Source organism: Thalassotalea coralli (assembly GCF_055786205.1).
In genome coordinates, this window is the sequence record NZ_JBVVBK010000002.1 from 397171 (window position 1) to 420130 (window position 22960).

Consider the following 22960-nt stretch of genomic DNA (forward strand, 5'->3'; position numbering starts at 1 on the left):
CTAATCGCTTTTAATAAAAATCATCATTAATAGGTTCAACAAAATTTGCATCTCTTATGATCATCTTCCAAACAGAGTTTTCCTCGGCAAAATATACTCGTGGATCATTTGATACCCTTTCGAAAGGTAATTCGTCTGACGATTGAATTTCTATTTTATTCTTAAAATCAGGGCTACATAAATAAAGCTTATTATTAAACCCTCTAACATTTAATGTTTCACTATTCGTAATTTGATTCAGTGTAAAATCATTAATTTCAGTAATAGAATCATCAAAACTTTTTGATAAACCAATGTTAAATAACTCAATCCACTTAAGTGTAGTCTCAGAACAAAGGAACTCAATGGATTCTTTTTCTTCGTTTAATAGAACAAGTAACTTTGACTTATTAATACTCTTGAGCTTACCATTTAAAACAATACTCAAATCCAAAGCTGTCACCCTAGACTTTATTCCTGCCAAATAAATTTTAACAGCATCCATATTAGGAACACCAATTTCGCTAAACAAGGCTAACTCCTCTAATAATTCAGCTTCTTCATCCAACTCTAAGTCATAAAGTTTTCTAACAATTGCGTTAATTGCCCATGGCAATGTCATTGAAAAATATGAAACGCAAATCTCCTGACCATTATCGCTTTCGTTTATTTCAGATAAAGGAGCTGCGCTAAACCATTTATTTCGAACCTTAGTTATTTCTTCATCATCAAAGTCATGCTTAAAAGAAACAGTAGGCATTTGTTGAATCAGATTTTCAATACTTTTTGAAAACTCTATAAGGTCAATAACACCTTTACTTGATTCTTGATATTGTGTAATTATCTCTTTTATTTTATCTAAGTATTCATCGAGAACAGTTGAGGAGCTTAATGGAACTCCTGACTTTACGATGCTCTCCCAATTTTTAGAATCACCAGCCAATTTGATTACAGCTTTATTTCTACTTTTAAGAAATTCAATAACCTCTTCTTGAGATACACCTTCATTTTTCTCAGCTTGTATATGTGCAAGAGAACCACGAAATACATCATCAATCCAGTTTGAAGGGTCTTCGCTAAGGAATGCACTATTTTTATAATCTAACGCAAGAAGTGTATCATCGAGCCAATCAAAAACTTCTTTAAAGCTCTCAGAGTAGTCATTTTCCCCTTCCACTAACGTAGAAAAGTCATTATCAGCTACCAATTGCAATAATAAATTAAAATCAACATTACACCTTACAGCAACATCTTTTAACGCCTTAATCAGAGTCAACAAACCACTTTTTGCATTTTCCATTTGTGAAATATCAAAGTAGGAAGCACATAAACTAAGATCACGATCTTTGCTCCAATTAGTTTCATCAATGTAGTATAAAACTTTACCTTCAATGTCAGAAAAAGCTCGACCTGCCCTGCCTGCAATATTCCAAAAGTCTTTTGATCCTATCCTTGTTTCATTCTGATGATTCATAAATACATCAGCAAATATCACAGTAGATATACCAATATTTACACCTTGACCAAGACTAGATGTTGATACTATTACTTTCACTTTCTCTGAGCGCATTAATTGTTCAATAAGGATCCTAACTTCTGTAGGCAATTTACCAAAATGACATAAAATACCGTACTCAGCTAATGTAAAAATTTCTTCAACTCCAGCTTCCTTACAGGCTAATTTAAAAGTATCAAGAAGATTAATGTCTCGATAAACATGCTTCTTAGGATTTCCTCCCATAGCTCTTAATACTCTATTAGCATTTGAGACTACATACCGAGCTTGGGCTATGAATAATAAAACTGTACCTGATTGGGAAAGCTTTAAAGCAACTGAAGCTACACCTTCATTTTTATCATTTGGAAAATATTTAGTTCTTGCTCTCGGTGGAAGAAACCTTTCAACAAAGTTTTGATTAAATGACTTTGGTTCACCTAACCATTCGAGGTTTATGTTTTTTGCATGCGTCCATTTAGCAATTCCAAACCTTTTATTTGCAATTGTCTTATCCGTTTCGTAAATATTATGTTCACTGTTAGAGATCCATTTAGAAATATCTTGAGTGTTAGGCAACACAGCGGATAATAGAACAATCTTACCGTCATTTTTTCTAATATGATGCTTCAGCTCTTCTATGAAGAGTTCAATCTTTATCAACCTTTCATCAGCACCAAGTAAATGACCTTCATCAATAATTAATAAATCTATTCCATCAGCTATATCTTCATCAGCTCTTATAATCGCTTTTGCTTTTTCGGGTGTAGCAATGATGACATTTGAGTTTTCAATCAGAGCTTTATCTAATTTACTATACTGCCCTCCACCATATAAAAATGTCGTTGTAAAACCTAATGGAGAGAACATTTTTTCCATTGACTCCTCAACTTCATAAGACAATGATCGAAATGGAGCAAGGTATAGCACTTTCGAATATGGGTTATTAACCAACGCCTCTAAAATCGCTATTTCTGCGATTCTAGTTTTGCCACTACTCGTAGGTAAACTAAGTACAATATCAGAAGAATTCTGCATAGCTTGTACTGCATTATATTGAGCGAAAAACAATTCAGTTATAGGGGGATCATTTAAGGCTAATTGAGTCACATATTTATTAGTAGTATCATGTTCAATTAATTTGGGTAAAACATTCCAAAACGAATATTGTTTAAATGTATTTATTAAAATAATTAGTAACCGAGCTATCCACCAAGTCACTGGTTCATCATCAATAGACGATAAATCTTTGAGATCATTTATATGATCTTGAGCAAGACAAAGAAACTCTTCATTACCAGAATAAATATATTCTAAAATCAAGTTAAGAGCTTTAGATAAAATTGCTGAGTAATACTTGCTATTCTTATCTAACTCATCCTCAATCTGGCCAATTGAGCCATCTAAATATTCATCATTTAATTGAACTTTATTTATTTCTAGAAGTAAGTTTTTAAAATCCTTTTTTAAAAAGCAACTAACTAAACTAATTAGTGGTGAGGTAACTTCAACTTTTTTAATTACAATAAAAGATTTGGAGTATTGGGCTGCCAAGTAAAAGGCTAAACTACTAATAATTAGTAAGAAATTACTATTTTCATAGTTAGCACTATCAGGTGAGTTAATATAATGAATAATGTCTCCTGCTTTTTCAAATGCAGCAGTAGCAACGTCACTATTATCACCTTTTTCCATTAGGGCACATCCAATTGAAAGATAAGTAAAGGCTATACTGGTTATTCTCTCATCAAGCCCTTCAGTAAAATTAGGAAAATTTTCTTCAGGTTCTTTTACTTCCAATAATATATTTTTAGCATTCGATTGAGCTATCAAGTTTTGTACAAGACTGTCACTTTCAAACTCAGTAAATAATTCCAGGGCTTTATCTATATTCACAATTAATCCATTATCATATTTAAAGCTTCGTTAAAACTATCTTTCACGAGCTGTGCGGGCTTATTTTCACCGTAAGAAATTACGACAAGATTTTTATTGTCTGACTTTAAATGCTTCTCTATAGTCTTATAAACATTAATATCACTGTGATAAAAGCCGACATAAGTAATAGGAGTTTTAGCTTTGTGAATATTGGAAATAAGATCATCAATCTCGTCAGCTAAATCAATTTCTCCCATCTCTTCTAACCTATTACAAACAAAGGTTAAGGAAATAGGTAAGTTTTTGGTTGATAAAGAACTAACAATGTCATCTAAGGCTTGCTTACTTTTGGTTGCTCTGAATTTTGCTTCACCCATGATAACCTTGCTCTGAATATCATCTTTTTCAAAGAGCAAAATATCATCCCCTTTCATAGACTGCTCTACGTTAGGGTTATAATGGAGTTTATAAACTAATAACTCTAAACCTGTAGACTCACTTAAATACTCACCTAGAATTATTTCCCCTAGATTTCCTTTCTGTGTTGTAGCTGATTTAATAGGAAATGGAACTTTGCCTTTCATGTATTCGGTAAAACTATGCTTCTCCAATATTTTTTTCTTTCGCTCAATTCTAGCTATTTGTAATGCAGAAGCATGGTGTTTTAATATCCAGCCAGACAAATAATCAATAAGAGTACCTTTATCTAACCCCTTATTCGTTAACTTGCGATGCTTTTTTTCATCTGTTGCTGGTGTGTCTTCGCACTCAAACCAGTCAAAGAAAATGCCAGAAGTTGGGTGTTCTCCAATCAACTTACTTTGTTCAGTTTTATTATTGTTCGCCATAAGATCAATTCCGTAAGTCCCAATTAAAAATTTTAATCACTTTTGCAGATCAACAATTTTCTTCCCTATCCATGTTAATCTTTTAATTCTCTTAGCCCATTTCCCTCCTTTTTTAAGAAACGAAATAAAAGCTAAAGCACCTGCGATAAAAGCAAATATAGGTGTGACAGAAAAAATAATATTCCAGTAATTAATTTCACTTTGAATAAGTGCAGTTCCACCAATTTCACCAAAAACTGACGTTCTAAACATTATTATTGTTATAAATAAAACACTTAACCCCATAGCCCCTTGCACTAAAGATAAAAAGGTATGATTTGGTCGTATTAATTCATTCTTTTCTAGTGCATCTAAGTGATATAAGTCTTCTTTTGAAAGAGTAACGTTAGACGGTTTCGAAAACTTCATTAATGCTAATGCCTCTCCAGCAGATAACATTTTAAGTTTATTCATGATTATCTCTGTCGATTCACCTTCACCAGCTTTAATAAGTAAATTTTGCCATATTTGAGAAAGTTCTAATTGTTTAGGATCAATCTTAGATACACTATCAACCCAATCATTAAACATATCTAGCTGTGCGTAAGCTATATTTTCTTGGGCTATATTTGGTGTTTTTTCTTGAACAGAATTTAGATGCTGTTTGAGGTTTTCTTCCTCTTTTTTCTTCTTATGTTCATCAACTTTGCTTTTAATTGCATTTTTAAATTCTTCGCCTAGATACTCTGTAGATGGTTTAATTAGAGCAGTTAATGCTGGCAAGAATGTTATTTCTTTTACTTCCTTAGTATCACTCATATTTTTCCTTAAATTTTTTTTCTATTTTGAATAGATATTGAATTACTCAAATAAGTTTTGCCATTTATATAGTTGCAGTTCAGTCATTGCTTCATTTAGCAATTCCGCCCACTCATAGCAATCAGAAATATTTATATTAATTTTTTTATCTTCAGGGAGTTCATAAGGTTGAATAGCATTCGCGCATACTTCTATAAGCTCTAACAATAATTCATCAATATTATCTTTTTTAACCCGACAAATGATTTCGTCCGTTTGAACAATATATACAGTTATTTTATCCATTAACGGAGATATATATGTTTGCAATATTTCTACGCCTACTCCATCTATACTTGGTATTAACTCGTTAAAACAATATATATGGTTAACAACATTAAATATATACGAAATGTTTTCTTCAATTAACGATAACTCACTAAAATAAGCGATGTTGTTTGTCTTAAAATTAAAATACTCAATGACTTCTTTATTCAGCGGTCTAGGGATTTGCAAATAAAATTTATCTTCATCGAGAACAGGTGTTACACCTACAAAACTATTTGATAGCAAAACCCACGCTAAATTGGAAAATGTCGCTCCATTACGTAATGGTACAATTACAAAATTATCCCATTGATTTGACATTGAATAATATTTTAAGTCTTTAAATTCAAGAGGTCTTATTGCTTCAGAAAGCGCATGTGTAACAGATTTCAATATTGTATCTAAAGAAGGCACATCTGCAGCTTCGACACCTATCCATAGTGCATTTTTGCCTTCATATTTGAAGCTTTCATCTAAAATAAAACCTTGTAGGTCTTCTGGAAGGCTATTAGTAAGTGAGTGCTTTATAGACTTCATCAATTCCCTTTGCGTTCTTTCCACTATTGCTGATGCTCTAACCTCTGGTGAATCTTTCCAATGATTTTCAGGGTTATTAGCAAATTGGAACCATAATGGCCATGCCTTGATGAACTTTAAATTTTCCTTTTTTTCTAATTTATCCAAAATAGCAGGATCTATAATCTCTTGAAAATGCTCTCTAAAATCTTTTTGAAAAGAATCTAATTTAATATGAGCGTCATTAAAATTCTTCGTTGCTAAGTGCAATGATTGTTCGGTAACTGGATGTCCTAGCTCTTTAGCTTTTTGATAGTATATTTGATGTTGCTCTGGAGGAAGCCTTCCTATTAAGCCATTAATAGTTAGTATAATATGTGACTGAGCGAAGAAGTTAGAAATAGAAAGCGTATAACTGTTTAAGGATTCTTGATAGGATTTAGCGTAATCTTGCACCATTAAGTAATTTATCTGGTTTGCATTATATTTATTACTACTCTTTAACGTTCCTTCACTTGTCATTCCCCACTGATCTACAGCCAATTTAGGCAACTTAGTAATTTGTTCATTAATTAGAGACAAAGATTCCCAAAAATCATTTTCTATTTTGCCTCTTCCAATAAGAGATTGTGATTTTAGTTTTTTAAAATATGAATTTAATACCTTATTTAATCGAACTAGGCCATCAACAATATTCGTTCGAACAGATATGATATTCTCAGCATATTCAAGCCAATCATCTGGCCTATGAATATAATCAGCATAGTTAGCCCAAGTAGAGTTCATGTTAACAAATTGTTGAATTGGAGTAGATGATTTCAAAACCTTTTGTTTATCTGATTCATCCAGAGGTAATTCCATAAATATATTTTGATGACCGTATCCCTTTGCCCCAAACCTTTCTTTATCTGGAAATAATTTTCTTAAGAGCTTAATTCTTTTAACGCTAAATTCATTTAGATTACTCCCTGAATATCCATCTTCATTAAGATATGGCTCTGTAATAATATAATGTGCAATAGGGTTATCAGGTTTCTTCTCTAGCCAAATTGTCTGAGTAGATTCTTGAAATAACTTATTAATACAAGCTTCATTCTTAATCATGAAGTTCTGGTATAAAACTTTATCAAAAAAGTAAATACCAATAACCAAATCAGCTAATGGTTCGATAGTATTGAAGGAACTATCAATGTCTATATCAATCAGCCATGAGACATCAATTTTTGTCTTTACTTCTAGTTTCCCAATCCATAATAATGTTTCCCCCAAGGCATACCAGTCACTTTCACTTTTAGGTCGAGTGAATTCACCACTAAGCGGTACTAACCAATTTCTAAAATCTCTATAGACTATATCTGAAGAGCCAATTTCAGCTCTTAACTTTAAAGCTTTATCACTTTTGACAGAATTTTTCTTACCTAACATTCTAATAAATTCTTCAATAGGATCTGTATCCATAATCCCACCAATATCAGGAAGTAACATAAATGCCCATGCATCGTCCCCAACTAATGCTCTCGCCGAATCTATTATATTCTTATTTTCAATAACGTAACGATGTATACCAAACCAGAGTATAGCTCGACCTATCCCCGCTACGGCAGCCCATGAATTAACTTTAAGTTTAAAAAGCTGTTCAAATATAAGAGGAAACTCATTCGGATTCTCCGAAAAGGAATAAAGCAAAAATGTTTCTATGTCCGATTCTTCTATACATGGGATTACATTTATTACTGAATTTATCCAAGGGAAAAAAATGGGATCAACCAACACGTCAACTAAAATTCTTGATCTGATTGGGTGTAAGGCCTCAACATGCAATCTATCGCTAGATCTCCGTAATAAGTATTCGTCTTCGAATAAATCGAAAGTACCCTTGGGATCTTTTAAAGATATTTCTTTAACAAGATCGACTATTTTTATTTTCGCTTCATAAGCTGTTGCTAAGGCACATGCTAATAGTAAATTAATAGCTTTCGGTTCCAGTCTCCCTTCTCTAACTTCAGAACGTAATCTTTTTACTTGATAATTTAACTTATCTACTAGCGATTCTGTTTGTGTTAAAAAAAATATGTATTCTAGTAATGAACCATCTCCTCCAAACCTTAGCCAAGCTTGTTCAAAAGATGGGTATGGTTTTGCCACTTCTTTTGTAATAAGCCTTTGGTAAATATGCTTTGCTTCATTTTTTGAGAACTGAAGCCTCAAAAGGGCAGGAAATCCTATTTCCTCGTTTGAAACATTTTGTCGAGAAAGATCTTCTTCTCTAATAGTAATTAATATATTTATATTTGGGTGATCCAAAAGTGATTTAACTAGACTCGTCCAATCTAAGTCTCTAGGTGAAACATCTATATACAAGTATAATTTTGCATTAAAATTATACAAATGATCAGCAAGAGCCAAAGCTATACTTTTTGCATGCTCTCGCCCTTCGATGAAATTCACTTTTAGTCGCCAATCTTCTGGAATAAAATTATGTAAATAACGATAAGCTAAGGAAGTTTTTCCTTGCCCAGATGCTCCATGAATAATTACTGTTTGATTTTTTTCAAATAGTTCATCAATTTCATACAGAAATTCGACTCTTTCAATATCTAGTTCTGCCTGAATATGACTAAATCTTGTAGAAACACCTTTGTAATATTCTTTTTCGAGAGCAGCAGTATCAGATATATTTTTTTCAATTAAAGGCTCCAATGCATGAAACCACTCTGTATGGTACGCTTCCCTTTCAGATAAAAACTTCCCAATCGAACTAATTTTTTCTATTAAGAGCGCGTTTGTTATTTTTGTTTTTTGCTCTGATGCCTTATAAAGCCAAGCAGTTAACAATGATAAAGCATTTTCTGGAGAACCTGCTGTTAAACTATTCGATAAGCGGTTCTTAATCTCCCTAACTAAATCAACCTCAGAAATTTTCGTCCAAAACACTCTTTCAAAGATTGAGTTTACATGTTGTTCTTCTATTCCAGAATTAATTAATTTTCTTATTAGATTACCTTTTGCGGGTTCAATCCTTGTATAGGAGTGTTTTATTTCTTTACCAATGTCACCAAAGCAAATTACTTCAATTTTGATTTTATCAGACTCGCTTAACAGTTTTACAGAACGATGAAAGAAAGAATCTTTTTGTTTAGGTTTAACAAAATGAGAAAAGGTTAACGGCTCAGAATATGCCTTAACTTGAATAGCTCTAACTAATTCATGCCCCCTATATATAGCAAGATCTTCACTACCTTCTGGTTGAAAAACCAAATCAGTATCTTTAGAGCTTAAAATTTCGCTTAAAATGAATAGAGTTTGCAATCTATAGCCACGCAATGCAGCTTTTGCCCCTGAGTTACTCAAATTTATTCCTTCAACTTCATTTAAAATTAGTCAACAATATTTATTGTCGAAGCTAACAGATTAGACTTTGGTTTCTTAAATTTTATATAGCCTTAGTTGTATTTTTCCTTCATCAAACTTACCAACTAACTGCTCATAATTTGATTGGGTTTCTTTATAACGAGCCTTGCGGTCGTAAATTTCTAAAACGAACTGCACGATTTCAAAAGCATGTAACAAATCAATTTCTGAAACGCAATGATCATGAGTTCCTTCATTACCTATTAGCTTTAGAGCTTCAAGGTATTCAGCTTCTTCAGGGTATTTTTCTTTTAAAGAGCAAATCTTTTGATGTAGGTTTTTACCTTTAAGCTCAAAATCAATACAAAACTGTTCTATTGTACGCCTTAATTTTGATGCTGCCGATAAAGGATCGAAGTGAAAATGTTTAAAAGCATCATTCAATTCAATACGAATACTATTAGGTACATTTTGTGATATTTGAATCATCGGTATAGTTGGAGAAAAATGCTCCACCTTAATCACTGGTGATTTAAATGATGATTGGTTCGAAAGTTTAATTGGTTGCAAATAAACCCCTGTTGCAGTTACGTTTTCATTGCAAGATTTACAGGAAAAAAACGAATTAAATAAAAATGTCTGCCCATTTAGTGGATCTATCATATCCATATAACTAGCACCAGCTAATGCAAATAGCTTTAACCAAAAACCATCGCCTTGACTAATTTGTTCTAATTTTTTTTCAGTCTGAAGCTTTTTGTCAGCCTGCTCTCCTTTAAATTTTCTACTATTCAATGCTAGAGTTTTTTGAGAAATACTTCTTTTTTGAATACTAGACTCATCAATAGAAAGTGATACTTTCGTGCAGTGTGGGCAGGGTAATAAAGGATATTTGCTAAGTTCAGTAAAACTTATGATTCCTTTCCAAAGGTCAATGTAACTTTTTACTGGACTATATTTAACCTGAGGCAATGTTGTTTCTTCAGTATTAATATTAGTATTCAAGAGTGATTCCATTCCAAACAAATTCCAAAAACTGTTCTTTACTATTTAAGACATTCTATTATCGCCTAGTTTATCATACATATTCATTAATAAATTTTAACTTGATCAAACAATTAGCTAAATTAAACAAAACTTAATAATATCTAATTTAAAGTCTATAAAGCTGATACTATGAGTCATCAAATACTTTTTCATAGCTTTGAGTGACTCTAATTTTGTACTGATGATTTCGTCCAGTTCAATAAAAGAAATACCATAATGGTCTTTATAAAGACTTTTGAGAAAATCACCGACAAATATCGTAATTTTTTTATTCTTGTAATCAAAAATGGATGGTTTAGCGAAGAAATTGCCGACATGTTCAACTTTAGTTTCCTTCATTTTTAAAACAAAAACAGCCGAATGTAATCGAACTAAACTATCTCGAAAGGGTTTATAGTTTTTACTACAACTCTGTTTATGTTTTAACTTAAATACTTGTTTAAGCTCTTTAAGCTCTTTAAGCTCGATAGTAACAGTATCTTCTTCATCAATCTTCTCAAATTGATTGTTTAACCAATGCTTAATAATTAATCCCAGTATTGGATAGTCATAACTGTGATTTAAGCTGAAACCAACTAAATCAAGTTTATGACTATCGTCTTCAATAATTATCGAATTGTTCTTATGTACAGTTTTGCGAGTTTTACAAATGCTACGTTGTGTTTTTTGCACTGGTTCGAATATTGGAATTCGATTCAAAACTGTTTTAATAGGTACGCTTTTATTAGTAAACTTCATATTTATCTTCCTTTAGCAGGGAGGAAAACAATCTAATAATGGCATTACGTGGGGAGCCAAAAAAACGTTTTTGCCCTAAATTAAGGAAGAAATGATTAATTTCATTAAAGGCAAGTATTTAATATTAAGTACCTCGCATGTTTTCATAGTTTAAAATTTACTCTTTTACGGAAAACAGAAAATCATCACATTGATATCTCAACTATTTCTGAATAAATTTTGTACTATTGTTGGTAAACTATTGAAAATTCACTTCTTCACCATTTCTTTTTATCATTCATTTTAAAAGATTCAATAGTTTGATTTATTTTTGGATTTTCTGCTTTTCTTAAATTCAAATTGTTTTGAGTTTATATTGTACTTAACTAAATCTGAATTTTTCTTGCAGATTTCCTTTATACCTGTAACGAAATTGCCATACTATCTTGCCTTTCAGCGATATCCTTACACCTAAAGAGTCTCGATCTGTAAGCTCAATAGGTTTATCATACGTGGCATTACTTTTATCAGGGTTTATTATTATCTTCGTAAGATCTTTGCCATGAAATCTGTTTAAGATTGCCTTTGTTAGAGCCATTTTTATGTACACTAATAAAATTTTTATGTACTCAAAGTGTACACAAAGACGCCAGACAATTTCAAACAACAAAAATCAAAATCAAACAAAAAAAAGAAGATAACAATATTATCACTATAATTACAAAAGGTTAGGCTTTCACATTGAACAATCCAAAACATTTAGAACCTAATAAAAACAAAGAAATCCAACCCTCTATCTTATGGCACGATTATGAGACTTGGGGAGTGAATCCTAAATACGATAAGCCTTCTCAATTTGCTGCTATTCGAACCGATTACGACTTAAATATTATTGGTGAACCTGAAGTCTTTTATTGTAAGCCACCAGCGGATTATTTACCTCACCCAGAAGCTTGTTTGGTGACGGGAATTACCCCGCAAAAAGCGTTAAGGGAAGGTTTAACAGAAGCTGAATTTGCTGATCGCATCCATCAGTTATTTACCGTACCAAACACTTGTGTCGCAGGCTACAACAGCATTCGCTTTGACGACGAAGTTACGCGTTACCTACTTTATCGTAACTTTTATGACCCATATGCACGTGAATGGCAAAATGGTAATAGCCGTTGGGATATTATCGATATGGTGCGCGCGTGTTACGCATTAAGGCCAGAAGGAATTGAGTGGCCAACACAATATAATGAGAACTTAGAAACAGACGTAATTAGCTTTCGATTAGAGCTATTAACCAAAGCCAATGGCATTAGTCATGACGCAGCTCATGATGCTATGAGCGATGTTTATGCCACCATTGAAATGGCTAAATTAATCAAAAACAAACAGCCAAAACTATACGACTTTATCTTTAACCTAAGAAACAAAAAGCAAGTGGCAGAACTGCTCGATGTGTACAACATGACGCCAGTTGTTCATACCTCATCCAAGATTTCGTCTGAGCACGGTTGCACCAGTTGGTTTGCACCTGTTTCATATCACCCAAGTAATAAAAATGGCGTTATTGCAGTCGATTTGGCTCGCGATCCTTCTCCACTGTTAGAGCTAACTGCCGAAGAGATAAAAGCAAGGCTTTATACTAGGTATCAAGACCTAGGCCCTGATGAGCTCCCTATTCCGATTAAAGTTATTCACACAAATAAATGTCCCGTCGTTGCTCCGGCTAAAACATTACTTCCTGAAAACGCTGAACGCCTTAATATTCCAAGGGAAACCTGCTTAAAGCATTTAGACATTCTAAAAAAACACCCAGAAATCAGAGAAAAACTCACCGAAGTGTTTTTACCTGAAGCGCGTGATGAATCAGAATCTATAGACCCTGAACATGCCTTATACGGCGGCGAATTTTTCTCGCCCGCCGATAAAGCACAAATGGAAGTATTGCACCAACTAGCGGTAGAAAACCTCGCTAGCCATGAATTTCAGTTTCAGGATCCTAGATTAGCTCCTATGCTGTTTCGTTATCGTGCCAGAAACTATCCGCATACATTAACTAATGAAGAACAGCACAAGTGGAAAAATTACTGCCAAAACAAACTAATGGATGGTGGTAAAGGTATTTTATCGGGCGACGAATTTATGATGAAAATTGAAAACCTTGTGCATGAGCATGAAAGTGACCAAGGTAAAATGGCGATTCTAAAAGCCTTATATGAGTATTTACAAGGCTCTGTCTCTTAAAGGTACAGTCAACGGAGCAAGTTAAATGGAATTAGTTAAAGTAACCGACACAAGTGAAATTAAAAAATACATTGGGTTATTGTATTCAGAGTTATTTAACGAAGAAGCTGTACCTTCAGATGAAGCATTTAACCACTTGTTTTCTCAAATGAACGAACCAAACAATAGCCATGAGGCTTATTGCCTAAAAGAAAACAATGAAACTATTGCTTTCTTTACCTTAGCTGAATCCTTTTCGATTTTCGCACACGGCAAATATGGCATTATCAATGAACTCTGGGTAGCTGAGAAGTTTAGGTCTAATGGCATAGGCAAAGCTGTCATCCAGGAAATACTCAAAATAGGTGTCGATAAAAAATGGAAACGAATTGACGTTTCAGCGCCCGCAGATGAAAAGTGGGATCGGACCTTTGAGTTTTACCAAAAAAATGGCTTTGTTTTCACCGGACGAAAGTTAAAAATTTACGTGTAAAATCTGGTAGAGACTTCAATTTAACAATTTACAAAACGCTTAATAGAAACAGGGATCGTTTATGAATCAATTACCGCTAAAAGAAAAAGTCGCAGCTAGTATAAGTTTCATTGTTGCGCTGTTAATCGTATTAACCGGAATTTATGATTTCTTAGTCATCGAATTAGAGGTAAGAGAGTTAACCATGTCCGTTGGCGTGTTCTTTCTGTTATTTAGCGTAGCGTTAACCCCGAAAATATTTTTTTCATCTTTAACCGACATTTTCAAAGGTGAAGAGCTCCCTGCTATCGGAAACCCGCAATTAGCACAATATTTATCTTTGTTAGGAATATTTCTTTGTGCGGTTGGATTACTATGGCGCTTATTACTTTAACCTGTTTCGACAAATATGAACAAAAGACCTCAAAGTCAATAACACTCTAAACTTCAAACTTGCCTTTCGCTGAATGATAAGTACTTGAATTATCGTAAAAGCCTCCCCACTTATATGGCTAATGTGGAGGTTTAATAAATGGACATTTTGACATTACCGGATCTAACAATAATCGGTATTTATATTGCGTTATTCTTGTTTGCCGCTTTTATCATTCGAGGACTGTTCAGGTTAGTCGTTTGGGGAAAGCGAATGCCCAAAGGCGCGTTTGTGTTTTTAGCTGTGTTTCCGATCTTGTCTGTCTTCCCTATTCCACCACAAGAAATTAAAAAACTAGAAAGGATAAAACAAGAACAACTAAAGGAAGAGGACGAAAACGGAGAGCCTAAAGATGAAGATTGAGCTATTAGAAAACCCTGACCAAGAATTAGTCGACTATTTAAGTAAACAAATCGCTGATTTTAATTGGGCACAATGGGAAGTGAGTGAAAGGCTACCATTAGCTGTACAAATTAAAAATGATAACGGAGAAGTCATCGCAGGCGCAGCAGCACGAACTTTTGGTGATTGGTTATTGCTAGATACGCTATGGGTGTCAGAGCAATTACGTGGACAAGATGTTGGTAGCAAGATTTTGGAAAAAGTTGAACAAGCTGCTAAAGCGCGTGGCTGTGTTAAGTGTTTATTGGATACTTTAAATTTCCAAGCAAAGCCTTTTTATGAAAAGCACGGCTATCAAGTTCAGTGGGTGCAAGAGGGCTATCCTAAAACGGGATGTAAGTATTTTATGGTAAAGGACTTATAACGCATTGAAACAAAGTATTTAATTCTTTGTAGGTAGAATAGTTAAACGGTCAGCATTATAAATAAGATAACTTAATTCTGACCGTTAAGCATTTGTTTGATGCTTATAAAGCATCCCAAGTTTTTTGATCCACCTGTTCTTGATGACGCTCCATGGTCATTATCCATTTTCCATCGGTTTTAAGTAAAAGTGCTTCAAACTTGGCAATAAATACTGTTCGTTTACCCGCAACGTCTAGAGTAAAATAACGAAAATATCCTGTTTGATGAGCGGTTTTTTCTCCTAATAGCGATTTGGTAAACTTAAAGTCGACGCCGGCAGAGATTTTACCCGCTTTAGTATCAACAAAGCCCTGTTTCCAGCCTGCAAGCGCTTTTGAGATAGGATAACTGTTATTTCGTAAATCAGACACTAGGATAGCGTCTCTGTCGAATAAATCTGCATACCCTTGAAAGTCACCATCTTCCACAGTTTTAGCTACTTCTAGCCAATACTGTTCGAGTTCCTTTTCTGTTTGTTCGTTAGCCGACACCTGCCACGCCATCGTTAGTGACAGTATTAAAAGTATAAATTTATTCATGTTTCCCTCAAGACTTTATAAAGATTTAGTTTTTAACTATCTTATCACCGAAACGAGCAATTAAACTTGAAGTATCCCAACGGCCACCGCCCATTTTCTGCACTTCATCGTAAAAGCCGTCCAACTGTTTAGTAACAGGCAAATCTATACCAAGTTTTTCTGCTTCATCGAATGCCATGCCCAAATCTTTTCTCAGCCAGTCAACAGCAAAACCAAAATCAAATTCACGTGCGCACATGGTTTTTCCACGGTTATCCATTTGCCATGAGCCTGCCGCCCCTTTAGAAATAGTTTCAAGCAACTTGTCTGTATCTAACCCTGCATGTTGAGCAAAGTTAAGGCCTTCTGCTAGCCCTTGAACCACGTTAACAAAGCAAATTTGATTAACCATTTTAGCTAATTGCCCTGCGCCACTCCCGCCCATTAATTGGGTAAATTGGGCAAATGCTTGCATTACATCAGCAACTCTATCGTAAACAGCTTGTTCGCCACCACACATTACCGTTAATACGCCGTTTTCAGCGCCAGCTTGGCCACCAGAAACAGGTGCATCAATAAAGCCAATGCCTTGTTGTTTTGCAATTGCTTCTAGTTCTCGAGCTAATGTTGCTGAAGCTGTGGTGTGATCAACAAAGATTGTGCCCGTCTCCATACCTGCGAATGCGCCATTTTCCCCAAGTGTTACACTTCGAACATCGTCGTCATTACCCACACAACAAAAGACGATTTCAGCGTTTTTAGCCGCTTCTTTGGGTGATAGTGCTGTATCACCGCTATACTTTTCCTGCCACTTTTGCGCCTTTTCTGTAGTGCGGTTATAAACAGTCACTTGATGACCTGCGTTAACTAAATGTCCCGCCATAGGGAAGCCCATAACTCCTAGGCCTAAAAATGCAACTTTCATAATGGATCTCTTGAGAAAAAAACATCAGTCTACTCAATAAGTAAACAAGCGCAAGATAATGTTGTGAATAACAGATTTATAGGCTACCTTTAAATTGTCATCCGACCACTATAAGGGCTCTATGTCAGCAAAATTTTATCAATTTCAGGTAACGACTAATCGTCACCAAGCTTTTGACTTTGTTAATTTACAAGACAAGGTAGTATTAATTGTTAATACTGCAAGTGCATGTGGTTTTACACCACAGTACGCGGGATTAGAAGAACTGTATAAAAAATATAAAGATAAAGGATTTGAATTGCTTGCTTTTCCATGCAATCAATTTGGTAAACAAGAAAAAGGCAATAATTTAGAAATACAAAGCTTTTGCGATCTAAATTTTAATATTAGCTTTCCACTAATGGACAAAATCGACGTTAATGGCGATCAAGCATCACCTGTTTATCGTTTTTTAAAAGAACAAGCACCTGGTATTTTAGGCACGAAATCAATTAAGTGGAACTTTACCAAGTTTCTCGTTGATGCAAAGGGCAATGTAGTAAAACGCTACTCGCCTTTGGTAAAACCTCACGAAATAGAAAAAGATATCGAAGCATTACTTGCGTAATGTGTTTTAATTGAAACTGTCAGAAGCGACAAATATTATTAAGTTGAATCTGGCAGTTTTACTAGAACTAACAACAAAACAGCTACACCAAGTCATTTATTATATTTTTGAAAATCTATACTCGAAAAACATAGTTCCATTGCTCTCATTTGAGCTTTTAACAAAACCTAACTTTTGCAGTAACTTTATTGAAGCGACATTGTCTTCAGCTACCCCAGCAACTAACCTAGCTGTTTTATCTTCAGTTCTAATAAACTCAATTAAACCTTTTAGTACTTCTGTTGCGTAACCACTTCCCCAGTATGGTTCACCAAGTAGATAGCCGATGTGTGTTCCTCTTGTATCTAGAGTCGATAAAAATACAAAGCCAATAGGATTAGTTTCATCGACGAGATTTACAAAAAACAAACGACCTTCAGCAATGATTTGCTCAAGCCACTGTTGTGCTGATGAAATGGTGTTAATGTTTTGGAAGTACGGAGGAAGGTTTTCAACAACTTTCGGAGATAATAGCTCAATGACTGAATCTAAAAATTCAGGCTGCGGATTTCTGGTAAGAATTTCACTAACCTGCAACCTAGAAGTTTGATAACTAAAATTCAAAACTAGTTCACCACACAGTCAATCTCTGTTTCAACAAGCCATTGCTTATCAATAAAACGACTTACTTCAACAAAAGTACAAGCGGGTTTGATTGCTGAAAATAACTCTCCGTGAGCTTTTGCAGCCTCCTCCCAGCAAGAAATATCGGTAAGCATAATTCGAGTTCTGATAACGTTTTGAATATTGCCACCAGCCTCTTCAATCGCACTGATTGAAAGTTCAAGGCAGTATTTCGTTTGGTTATAAACGTCATCGATATGCACAGTTCTTCCATTTTTTATTGGTGCGGTTCCTGAAACAGATATGTAGTTCCCTATACGACAAGCACGTGAAAAACCGATTGGCTCTTCAAGGTGAGATCCCGAACTTACTATTTTTCTCATTAGTTTGCCTCTAGTTATAATGCCTTGCTATGTCTCTAACTCTAACACCATTAATTGTGAATTTTCACCGTAACTCGAGCAAATACCTTTACTGGGTTTATTTACAAAACCAAATTTAGCCCAAAAGCCAGTAGAATTTTGAACCGCCACTAATGATATTTTTACATAACCTTGATTCTTAGCCCTATCAATTAGGTTTTGAACTAATTCCTTGGCGATACACTTTCCTCTTGCTGCAACCGCTAAAGCTAAATCATGAATAAATAAAGTTGAGCTATCAATTACAGGGATTTTTTCATTTAACTTCGGTGGGATTTCACTCGCCCATGGATGTGCCAATAAATAAGCTAATACTTTACCAGCACGATCTGTGTATACGGCACAGGTTAGCGGCGATGAATACCATTTACTTTTTAAAACGCTTAGCTTTTCAGGTGCTATATCGGTATAAGCCTCTTCTTGAATTTTCATTATGTCATCCCAAGATTTTTCAGTAATCAAACTAATTGGCATGACATATTCTCCGAGATATAGCGCCTTGCTAAAAGGCGAGTAATTGTTTGCTAAAGTATAAAGCGAAACGGAACCGAGCAAGCTGTTAGCAATCCCGTTGCTGTAATGGCTTGTTAGCTATACTTTACCAATTATGGCTTCCATTTAGCCTGTACATAAAACCTATTAGTTAGCGCTTGAATCTCAGTACTGTCACAACCTTCAGAGTTGATTAAATCATTTATCTTAAGGGTTATTTCATTTGCTCCTTTTTCGATGAATTGACTTACCTTTTCATCAGACCATTCTGGTTTTCGTGATTTTATTTTTTGATGCATTAACGAGCTAACCATTTGGTAGTTTGCCAAGAATGAGGTTAACTCTTCTGAGGAAGGCTTAATGCATTTCCCTGAAGCAGCACTAACTGCTGTAAATTGGTTGAATATCTTAAAAATGTCCAATTCTTTAGCCGTAATAGAAAATGAAGTTACTAAAAGTATAAAAACTAAAGTGCTCCGATTTTTCATATGAACGTCCTTGTATAGCGAACAGTATATTATGTAGACTTCTCAGTAATATCCGTCTACAACCATTCTCATAAACTACCAGAAAACCACAGTATTTCAATCTGTTATCAAAAAAAATAAAGCTATTCAACATCCTAAATATTCAGAAAAAAGCTTGAAAAGATAAAAAAAGCCACTCTTTTGAGTGGCCATTTATTTTAGTCAGAGAAAACAATAAATTGTTTATCTTTTTTCATCCAACGCGCGTTGAATCTTGTCTAGATCATCTGAACTGAATTCACCATGACCAAGTAAGCGGATAATAGTATCGGCACTTAAACCACCACCCGTTTTAAATTCAAAGACTTTATCGCCCTTCTTCACTCGCTTAATAACTCGCTTAGCGCCCTCTTCACCTTCAGCGAGGTCGCCAGCTTTGACGATTACAATATGCTCATCATCTTTATTAACCCATGTATTGTGCTCGTCGCCGTGAACAAACGCTTCAACTTTAATCATGCCATCATCCATGTGAATGTTTGCTAGTTGATCAATAAGTTTAGTTTTTACTTCTTCTGGCACATCGACAAGCGCATCGGCTAACTGGTCTTTATCTGTTAGTGCCTCTTTTGGCACTTCTACTTTGGTCAAATCACCATTTACACTCACAAAAACTCTTACGTTTTCTGACTCATCAGCCACAACTTCGATACGATGTTTTACTTCTCTAACGTCTGACGTCATAGCAATAGCAGAGACACTGCTTAGTACACCAGCAACAGAAAATGCGATAGCTAAAGCCGTTTTATTCAATGGTTTCATGTTTTAATTCCTTATCTAAAATAATCAAATCACTTAAATTAGCTCAAGCGATACGAAACGAATGTTAGTTTTAATCTCGATTTAGATAGTGCCAATTCTGTACCAAAGTGTATTTTTTTAATATTTTCAACACGATAAGGAAATTTTTACTATAAGCTTCTAAACTAAGGTTACTGATATCAGGAGTTAATATTCCTCATATCAGGAAATTATTAAGTGGCCTAAATTCACCTAGCCTTAATGCAGCTCTAATCCATTGTTTTATTTATCTTTTTAAAAAGAACTCAAAGTGGCATTATACTTGATACATCTTGATGTAGTGTTAACTTGAGTTATTGAATATTTGGAAGCTTATGTCGTTACGTGCTTATCTTTTCTCCTTAATAGGTGGTTTAATTTTACTTTTGGCGCTAAGCCAACTGGCATTAATGTTTTGGATCGAACGAAGCCTTCAAGACGAAGTGAATGAGAAAGCCAGAGTATATGGTGAGCATCTAATTGAATTGGCTGTTGACAGACTAGACGATCGCGTCGTTGACACCTTAAACGACAGTGCACAAGCCGATATAATTACAAGAGAGAATGAATCACCTCGAACAGATAAAAAAGCGAGCAAGGAAAACAAGTCACAAGAAGCAACAGAACAACAAAGTACGGCACAGGTAAATGTTTATGCCTTTAACGACAATCAAGTAATAAAAGTAGAAACAACGACACAAGATGGGCAAAACCCGCCAGCACGAATTGTTACCCGTCAGCACATCACTACTGACGAGAACGGTGAAATGAAAGTGAGCAAACGAATTCTAAAAAAAGAATTTAAAACGCTTATCGAAAAAATACATAACGAAAACGAAGAAAGTGTTGAATTAAAAGGCGCTGACCAAACGTTTGTTTTTAGAACTGCACCGAGTAGACATGAACAAGTTTGGTTTAAGAAAAACAAAAGTGACAAAGCACAATTGCTATTTAACCGCATTCAAATAGCAATAATTTGTGTCGCTATTGTTGGATTGATTTTCGCGTACTGGTTAAGTTTGCGATTCAATCAACCGTTAAAACAACTAACCATAGGCTTTAACAAGCTTGCAGACGGTGATTATCAGCACCAAGTTAAAGAGCAAGGTGTAAAAGAAATCCGAACAACGATTTCGCAATTTAATAACATGGTGCGACATCTTGCACAATTGACCGAAGCCGAAAAACAACACAAAGAACTTTCACATTTAGCCGAGTTAGGTGAAGTAAGTCGAGGTTTAGCGCATGCGCTAAGAAACCCTATCCATACCATAGGATTATCTATCGAACAGCTCAGTGAAAACAACTTAAACGACGAACAAAAACAACAACTTTTAGCCACGGTACAAAACAAAATTCAACATTTAGATAAAAGCATTAAGGCGCTTTTAACATTAACGGCATCAGGTATTAGGAGAGATGAACAAGTGCCTTTACTGGCGGTCGTTCAAGATATTATCTTGGAATACAAGTCCAGTATGAATAAATCGATCAACTTTGACGTTGATATTGCTAATGACCTATCTCTAACAGGCGCTGAGTCGGAGATACGAAGTATCATTCATACTTTAGTCAATAATGCCTGTGAAGCAAGTAGCGATGGTAGTTCCGTCAAAATTACAGGTGAAAGAACAACTGATTGCATCAGTTTCAGCGTGCTCGATCAAGGCGTAGGCCTGGATGAGCATATTGAAAAAAGACTGTTTCAACCGCACGTTTCTTCTAAACCTGAAGGTGCAGGCATGGGACTGTACATAGCGAAACGCATTATCACCTTACACTATCAAGGCGACCTAACTTTACGTAATTCTGGCGAAAAAGGTTGCTTAGCAAATGCAATATTTGGAGTAAAGCATGACTAAGCTAAACGATATCAAAATATTAGTTGTTGAAGACGAACCTGAACAGCGTCAACTTATAGCCGATATACTGAACGCCAGTGAATTTAACGTAGACGTCGCTGATTGTGTTGAACAGGCTATCGTTAAATTTAAGCAAGACGCTTACGATGTTATTTTTTCTGATTGGAAGCTTGGCGACTTAAGTGGCATAGATTTACTTAACTATGTACGAAAGCAAGATCAAGGGATTGGTTTTGTTATCGCAACTGCTTACGGCACAATTAACCATGCTGTCGAAGCGTTGCAAAAAGGCGCAGACGATTACCTACCTAAGCCTTTTAAACGCCAAGAGCTATTACTCACCATAGACAAAGCGTTAAAAGCCAAACAACTGAGAAGTGAAAACAAAGCCCTTTCTTCACAACTGAGTGAACAAAAACAGTTGGTTGGCTTAGTAGGTAAAACACCTGCGATGCAGCAGGTTTATCAACGCATAGAAAAAGTCTCCAGTACTAATGCCACTGTACTAGTACTTGGTGAAAGTGGCACAGGTAAAGAACTTGCAGCGCGCGCTTTACACGAAAGCTCTTCTCGCCAACATGAAAAGTTTATCGCGATTAACTGTGGCGCTATCGCAGAATCAATTGCTGAAGCTGAGTTGTTTGGTGCTGAAAAAGGCGCTTACACAGGTGCGAATACCCAGAAAATTGGTCGTTTTGAAGCTGCCGATAAAGGCACGATATTTCTCGATGAAATTGGTGAGTTAAGTCCTAGCTTGCAAGCGCACTTATTACGATTTTTACAAGAAAATACCATCACGCGTCTAGGTAGTAACGAAGAGATTAAGCTTGATGTAAGAGTGATTGCCGCAACTCACCGAGATTTAGAACAGGAAGTAAAAAAAGGCAACTTCCGTGAAGATTTGTTTTATCGATTAAACGTAGTACCAATTAATATGCCGCCATTGAGAGAGCGTCAACAAGATATTCCGCTATTAGCCGATCACTTTATACAAGTGCACAGCAAACAGCATCAATCACAGCTACCTACCCTTACATCAGAATTGTACCGTAAGTTATTAGAATATCATTGGCCAGGCAACGTACGTGAACTATCAAATCGTATCGAGCGATTCGTTTTACTCGCTGATGACCAAGAACTAACCGGTGCAAGTGATAATGAGTTTAGTGCCGACACCCCAGAGTTTTCCATGCCGCAAACCCCATTTAGTTGGGAGCATTTTGAACGCCATTGTTTGTCTCAAGCATTAAAAATGCACCAAGGAAACCGTACCAAAGCAGCAAAATACTTAAAAATGTCATATAAAGCATTTTTGTACCGATTAGAAAAATTCCAAATTACAAAGGATTAACATCCTTTAGAT

Annotated in this window: 21 protein-coding genes; 8 read left to right on the forward strand and 13 right to left on the reverse strand. The window is 35.1% G+C overall.

Features of this window, described 5'->3' with window-relative positions; translation table 11 throughout:
• Window positions 1–10: 10 nt before the first annotated feature.
• The 6 genes from ACOB80_RS07170 to ACOB80_RS07195 all read right to left on the reverse strand — a co-directional run bounded on the left by ACOB80_RS07170 (window position 11) and on the right by ACOB80_RS07195 (window position 10956).
• A complete protein-coding gene (locus tag ACOB80_RS07170) occupies window positions 11–3370 on the reverse strand; it encodes a DEAD/DEAH box helicase (RefSeq protein ID WP_473165127.1) in 3360 nt (1119 codons plus the stop codon).
• A gap of 2 nt (window positions 3371–3372) precedes the next feature.
• Entirely contained in the window at window positions 3373–4200 is an 828-nt protein-coding gene (locus ACOB80_RS07175; protein WP_473165128.1) for a Hachiman antiphage defense system protein HamA, read from the reverse strand.
• Between the two features lie 36 nt (window positions 4201–4236).
• A complete protein-coding gene (locus tag ACOB80_RS07180; protein WP_473165129.1) occupies window positions 4237–4998 on the reverse strand; it encodes a hypothetical protein in 762 nt (253 codons plus the stop codon).
• A gap of 42 nt (window positions 4999–5040) precedes the next feature.
• A complete protein-coding gene (locus ACOB80_RS07185) occupies window positions 5041–9171 on the reverse strand; it encodes a hypothetical protein (RefSeq protein WP_473165130.1) in 4131 nt (1376 codons plus the stop codon).
• Between the two features lie 75 nt (window positions 9172–9246).
• Window positions 9247–10176, reverse strand: coding sequence for a DUF4145 domain-containing protein (locus tag ACOB80_RS07190; protein WP_473165131.1), 930 nt, complete (start codon window positions 10174–10176; stop codon window positions 9247–9249).
• Window positions 10177–10293: 117 nt separating this feature from the next.
• Window positions 10294–10956: a hypothetical protein gene (locus ACOB80_RS07195; RefSeq protein ID WP_473165132.1), complete on the reverse strand. Its 663-nt coding sequence runs from the start codon at window positions 10954–10956 to the stop codon at window positions 10294–10296.
• 720 nt (window positions 10957–11676) lie between these two features.
• Here ACOB80_RS07195 and sbcB point away from each other — a divergent pair.
• From sbcB to ACOB80_RS07220, 5 genes are all read left to right on the forward strand, one after another.
• Window positions 11677–13170 carry an exodeoxyribonuclease I gene (gene sbcB / locus ACOB80_RS07200; protein WP_473165133.1) on the forward strand — a complete coding sequence of 498 codons (1494 nt, stop codon included), beginning with the start codon at window positions 11677–11679 and terminating at the stop codon, window positions 13168–13170.
• Between the two features lie 25 nt (window positions 13171–13195).
• Window positions 13196–13642 carry a GNAT family N-acetyltransferase gene (locus tag ACOB80_RS07205; RefSeq protein ID WP_473165134.1) on the forward strand — a complete coding sequence of 149 codons (447 nt, stop codon included), beginning with the start codon at window positions 13196–13198 and terminating at the stop codon, window positions 13640–13642.
• Between the two features lie 61 nt (window positions 13643–13703).
• Window positions 13704–14015 carry a hypothetical protein gene (locus tag ACOB80_RS07210; RefSeq protein ID WP_473165135.1) on the forward strand — a complete coding sequence of 104 codons (312 nt, stop codon included), beginning with the start codon at window positions 13704–13706 and terminating at the stop codon, window positions 14013–14015.
• 138 nt (window positions 14016–14153) lie between these two features.
• Complete coding sequence (locus ACOB80_RS07215) at window positions 14154–14417, forward strand: hypothetical protein (protein ID WP_473165136.1); 264 nt, start codon at window positions 14154–14156, stop codon at window positions 14415–14417.
• Window positions 14407–14820 carry a GNAT family N-acetyltransferase gene (locus tag ACOB80_RS07220; RefSeq protein WP_473165137.1) on the forward strand — a complete coding sequence of 138 codons (414 nt, stop codon included), beginning with the start codon at window positions 14407–14409 and terminating at the stop codon, window positions 14818–14820. The genes ACOB80_RS07215 and ACOB80_RS07220 overlap by 11 nt, the downstream gene beginning before the upstream one ends.
• A gap of 103 nt (window positions 14821–14923) precedes the next feature.
• Here the strand turns inward: ACOB80_RS07220 and ACOB80_RS07225 are convergent, their stop codons facing one another.
• Together ACOB80_RS07225 and ACOB80_RS07230 are read right to left on the reverse strand one after the other, a co-directional pair.
• Window positions 14924–15400, reverse strand: a complete 477-nt coding sequence (locus tag ACOB80_RS07225) for a Cif family virulence factor (protein ID WP_473165138.1) — start codon at window positions 15398–15400, stop codon at window positions 14924–14926.
• Between the two features lie 25 nt (window positions 15401–15425).
• Window positions 15426–16304 (reverse strand): NAD(P)-dependent oxidoreductase, encoded by an 879-nt coding sequence (locus tag ACOB80_RS07230; protein ID WP_473165139.1) that lies wholly within the window; start codon window positions 16302–16304, stop codon window positions 15426–15428.
• A 121-nt stretch (window positions 16305–16425) separates the two neighbouring features.
• Between ACOB80_RS07230 and ACOB80_RS07235 the strand changes: the two genes are divergently transcribed.
• Window positions 16426–16911, forward strand: coding sequence for a glutathione peroxidase (locus ACOB80_RS07235; protein WP_473165140.1), 486 nt, complete (start codon window positions 16426–16428; stop codon window positions 16909–16911).
• 99 nt (window positions 16912–17010) lie between these two features.
• Here the strand turns inward: ACOB80_RS07235 and ACOB80_RS07240 are convergent, their stop codons facing one another.
• The 5 genes from ACOB80_RS07240 to ACOB80_RS07260 form a co-directional block, all read right to left on the reverse strand.
• The gene (locus ACOB80_RS07240; RefSeq protein WP_473165141.1) at window positions 17011–17514 is read right to left on the reverse strand and encodes a GNAT family N-acetyltransferase; all 504 of its coding nucleotides are present in this window, start codon (window positions 17512–17514) and stop codon (window positions 17011–17013) included.
• A gap of 2 nt (window positions 17515–17516) precedes the next feature.
• Entirely contained in the window at window positions 17517–17897 is a 381-nt protein-coding gene (locus ACOB80_RS07245; protein ID WP_473165142.1) for a RidA family protein, read from the reverse strand.
• A gap of 27 nt (window positions 17898–17924) precedes the next feature.
• A complete protein-coding gene (locus tag ACOB80_RS07250) occupies window positions 17925–18410 on the reverse strand; it encodes a GNAT family N-acetyltransferase (protein ID WP_473165143.1) in 486 nt (161 codons plus the stop codon).
• A 131-nt stretch (window positions 18411–18541) separates the two neighbouring features.
• Entirely contained in the window at window positions 18542–18916 is a 375-nt protein-coding gene (locus tag ACOB80_RS07255; RefSeq protein ID WP_473165144.1) for a hypothetical protein, read from the reverse strand.
• A 222-nt stretch (window positions 18917–19138) separates the two neighbouring features.
• Window positions 19139–19717: a hypothetical protein gene (locus ACOB80_RS07260; RefSeq protein ID WP_473165145.1), complete on the reverse strand. Its 579-nt coding sequence runs from the start codon at window positions 19715–19717 to the stop codon at window positions 19139–19141.
• Window positions 19718–20070: 353 nt separating this feature from the next.
• Here ACOB80_RS07260 and ACOB80_RS07265 point away from each other — a divergent pair, with 353 nt between their 5' ends.
• Together ACOB80_RS07265 and ACOB80_RS07270 are read left to right on the forward strand one after the other, a co-directional pair.
• A complete protein-coding gene (locus ACOB80_RS07265; RefSeq protein WP_473165146.1) occupies window positions 20071–21597 on the forward strand; it encodes a sensor histidine kinase in 1527 nt (508 codons plus the stop codon).
• Window positions 21590–22948, forward strand: coding sequence for a sigma-54-dependent transcriptional regulator (locus tag ACOB80_RS07270; protein ID WP_473165147.1), 1359 nt, complete (start codon window positions 21590–21592; stop codon window positions 22946–22948). The genes ACOB80_RS07265 and ACOB80_RS07270 overlap by 8 nt, the downstream gene beginning before the upstream one ends.
• Window positions 22949–22960: the final 12 nt, after the last annotated feature.